Source organism: Prosthecobacter sp. (genome assembly GCF_044373815.1).
Classification (GTDB): domain Bacteria; phylum Verrucomicrobiota; class Verrucomicrobiia; order Verrucomicrobiales; family Verrucomicrobiaceae; genus Prosthecobacter.
Map to the genome: position 1 here is coordinate 1 of NZ_JBIPNG010000652.1, position 2978 is coordinate 2978.

At 59.6% G+C, this 2978-nt stretch carries 6 protein-coding genes; 4 read left to right on the forward strand and 2 right to left on the reverse strand.

Features of this window, described 5'->3' with window-relative positions:
* Positions 1–30: 30 nt before the first annotated feature.
* Positions 31–237, forward strand: a complete 207-nt coding sequence (locus ACIREA_RS29725; RefSeq protein WP_397385945.1) for a hypothetical protein — start codon at positions 31–33, stop codon at positions 235–237.
* A gap of 3 nt (positions 238–240) precedes the next feature.
* On the opposite strand, the gene ACIREA_RS29730 is transcribed toward ACIREA_RS29725, so the two are convergent.
* Positions 241–801 (reverse strand): hypothetical protein, encoded by a 561-nt coding sequence (locus ACIREA_RS29730; RefSeq protein ID WP_397385946.1) that lies wholly within the window; start codon positions 799–801, stop codon positions 241–243.
* Positions 802–806: 5 nt separating this feature from the next.
* On the reverse strand, positions 807–1175 hold the full coding sequence (locus tag ACIREA_RS29735; RefSeq protein WP_395731794.1) for a HesB/IscA family protein: 369 nt from the start codon (positions 1173–1175) through the stop codon (positions 807–809).
* 151 nt (positions 1176–1326) lie between these two features.
* On the opposite strand from ACIREA_RS29735, the gene ACIREA_RS29740 reads away from it, so the two are divergent.
* The 3 genes from ACIREA_RS29740 to ACIREA_RS29750 form a co-directional block, all read left to right on the forward strand.
* Positions 1327–1647: a hypothetical protein gene (locus ACIREA_RS29740; RefSeq protein WP_397385947.1), complete on the forward strand. Its 321-nt coding sequence runs from the start codon at positions 1327–1329 to the stop codon at positions 1645–1647.
* A gap of 3 nt (positions 1648–1650) precedes the next feature.
* Positions 1651–2133 carry a hypothetical protein gene (locus ACIREA_RS29745; protein WP_397385948.1) on the forward strand — a complete coding sequence of 161 codons (483 nt, stop codon included), beginning with the start codon at positions 1651–1653 and terminating at the stop codon, positions 2131–2133.
* A 164-nt stretch (positions 2134–2297) separates the two neighbouring features.
* The coding region (locus ACIREA_RS29750) for a Gfo/Idh/MocA family protein (RefSeq protein WP_397385949.1) at positions 2298–2978 on the forward strand (681 nt) is incomplete at its 3' end.

Below are 2978 nucleotides of genomic sequence, written 5' to 3' on the forward strand. Positions count from 1 at the left end.
CGGTGACTTTTAACCTGTCACCTTGCAGCCATGAGTCGTTACGCCAGTAACCAGGATGTGGTGCGCTTCTTTGCCGCCCACAACATTGAGGTGACCAACGTTCGCCGCGAAGGGGCTGTGCGCCACTTGTGCGTTCAGTCCCGGCCGCTCACACTGCCTATGGATGCCAGTCCGGACGAGTGCCTGCGCCGAGTGCGCGAGGGCATGTCTGCTCCTGTGCCGGCGGAGGGCAAATAGGGCTCACATCAAACTCAGCAAAGCTTCGCGAACCTGGGTCTGCCATTTGCCAAAATAGGCCAGACGAGCCTGGAGGCTTTGCAGGTCGGCGAGGGCTGTGGTGTCGCCTGCGCTGAGGCGGGAGTCAAAGGCGGGCAGGTCTGCCAGCAGGGCGGTGCGCTCGGCATCGAGCGTGGTGCCGAGGGTTTCGAGATTCTCACGCAGCCGCATTTCATCCGGAGCCAGCAGGGCCTTGGCGAGTGCTGAGGTGGCGGTCTGTTTGCGCTTGAGAAAAACAGCGACGCTTTGCAGCGCCGGACCCAGCTGGCCAAAGAGCGACATCATTGCTTCGTCGATGGGGATTGCACGCCAAGGCACGGCATGCAAATCCAGCAAATGCTTGATGCGTTTCTCGGGTGCCTGAAGGGTTTCGTAGGCGTTGTTGATCTCAGCGGCGTGGGAGGCATCGCCACCCGGTTGATCGGGGTGCGCGCTGCGGCTGGCAGCCAGCCAGGCCTGCTGCAGTGCCTCGGCATCGAGTGCGGCAATGCGTGGCAGGCCGAGGAGGGCAAAGGCGTTCGACATCGGTCTCAGGCGGAGAAGCTTTCGCCACAGGAGCAGGTGACGACGGCATTCGGGTTCTTCACTTTGAATCCACCGCTCTGGATGTCGTCGCTGTAATCCAGCTCGGAACCGGAGACGAAGAGGGCGCTCTTGGGGTCGATAACGACACGCACCTCGCTGGAGGTGACCATGATGTCTCGATTGGCCGGGCCATCGACGAGATCCATCTTGTACTGCAGGCCGGAGCAACCGCCTCCGACGACGGCCACGCGCAGGGCGCCGTTTTCAGCGCGGCCCTGCTTTTTGAGCAGGCCAAGAAGACGGTTGGCGGCGTTTGGCAGCACCTTGATGAGCTTTTCATTGCCAATTTTGAAACTGGGGGCGACGGCGGTCATGGGGAGGGACAGATAGCGCAGAGATGGACGAAAGAAAGCAAAGGGTCGCAGTGTCAAGCGGGCTGGGGATTTCTATTTTGCCTCATCCGTGGATTATGCTTGCCTCATCAGCCGATTTTTGAGACGTAAGAGGGACAACTTCAATATCTCCATGAGCGAACTCGAGGTTACACCTCTCCCCCTGCAACTCTTCACCCTGAAAGATGGGCTCGTCTCCAGTGACAGCGGTCAGGAAGCCGTGAACAACTTCGCCGCTGATTTCCAAGGGCTGCGGCACTTCGGACTGAAGGTGGGCGAGTGCCTGGAACTCGGAGCCCCCTGGATGGGGACGCTGCAGGAGGATGATTTCACCCTGAACTTTGCCTATTTCGACGCTGGCACGGATGCCAAAGATCCCGGTGCGGGCGCACACATCGGCGAGCGCGTGCCGATGTTTGAACTCCTCACCCGTGCCAATACCTTGGAGGCATAAACCATGGCTGCATCAATCACACCCTCCCTACGGTCTGCCCTCGAACGACTGAAGCATGCCGGCTCGGTCAATGGTCTGCTGCTGTGCTGGCGGCGGCAAATTTTGATCAACCTGCTGCCCTTCGAGGAGTTTCGCGCTGAGCGTCTCCTTCAGGCTCTGCACGATGCGCGCGCACACTTTGGCAGTGGCGGTGACCGTGACGTGAAAACGTTTTGGTTTGGCTATGAGGGTGTCTTTGTTCTGGCTTTGTTTCAAGGAGAGTGCCTGCTGATCACGCTGCACACACACGCCTCGGAGGTGGATTTTATGCGCCGCGCCGGACTGACCTTTTTGGAGGACACGCAGCTCCTGGTGGATGCGCTGCTCCAGCCTTCGCCAGACGATGAAATCAGCCGGGAGGAAACGCAGCCGCTGAGCAATTTGGACAACGATGGGCATCCGCCCCAGTCAACCGGCCTGACGAAGATCATCCCACGGTACTCCTGAGGCGGTAGTCGCACCCAGCGGAGCGAAGTCTGCACAGTGCTCATTGCAATCATTAGGGGCTTCCTAATGGCGTGCTGATGGGGTGGGCAATCTGCCCTTTCGCTGAAAGGTTTGCCTTTCCCGTGCCGAAATCTCAGCTCTGTTTGCAACCACTCTCTGTACCTATGTCTGACCCAGCCGTTTCTGCCTTCTCACGTCGTCGTTTTCTCAATGCCAGCGGTGGAGCACTCCTCGCTCCGGCAGTGTTCACTTCTGCGGGAAGCTTGCTCGCGCAGCAGAAGGCGGATTCGAATGAGACATTGAAGATCGGCCTGATCGGATGTGGTGGCCGTGGCACAGGGGCGGCAGCGCAGGCGCTGGGCGCGGATTACAATTCGAAAATCGTGGCGATGGCCGACGCGTTCGACACGCAGATCGAGAGCAGCATCAAGAATCTCTCCGCGAGTTTTCCAGATCGCGTCGATGTGAAGCCGGACAAGAAATTTACGGGTCTGGATGCGTATCAAAAGCTCATCGACTGCGGCGTGGATGTGGTGCTGCTTGCCACCCCTCCCGGGTTCCGTCCTCTGCACCTCACCGCAGCGGTCGAGGCTGGGAAGCACATTTTCTGTGAGAAGCCCATGGCGGTGGATGCCGCTGGTTATCGCGTGGCCCAGGCGGCGGTCGAAAAAGCGAAACAGAAGAAGCTCAATCTCGTGGCCGGCTTCTGCTGGCGTTACTCCACCAGCCGCATCGAATGCTACAAGCGCCTGCATGAAGGCCAGATCGGCGACATCACCAGCATTTTGGCGACCTATTACGCCGGCCCGGTCAAAGTGATGCCGCCTGCGGCAGGACGCCCCGCC

Coding starts and splice junctions, on each gene's coding strand:
- ACIREA_RS29725 (WP_397385945.1), top strand. CDS start 31: ATGAGTCGTTACGCCAGTAACCAGGATGTGGTGCGCTTCTTTGCCGCC.
- ACIREA_RS29730 (WP_397385946.1), bottom strand. CDS start 801: ATGTCGAACGCCTTTGCCCTCCTCGGCCTGCCACGCATTGCCGCACTC.
- ACIREA_RS29735 (WP_395731794.1), bottom strand. CDS start 1,175: ATGACCGCCGTCGCCCCCAGTTTCAAAATTGGCAATGAAAAGCTCATC.
- ACIREA_RS29740 (WP_397385947.1), top strand. CDS start 1,327: ATGAGCGAACTCGAGGTTACACCTCTCCCCCTGCAACTCTTCACCCTG.
- ACIREA_RS29745 (WP_397385948.1), top strand. CDS start 1,651: ATGGCTGCATCAATCACACCCTCCCTACGGTCTGCCCTCGAACGACTG.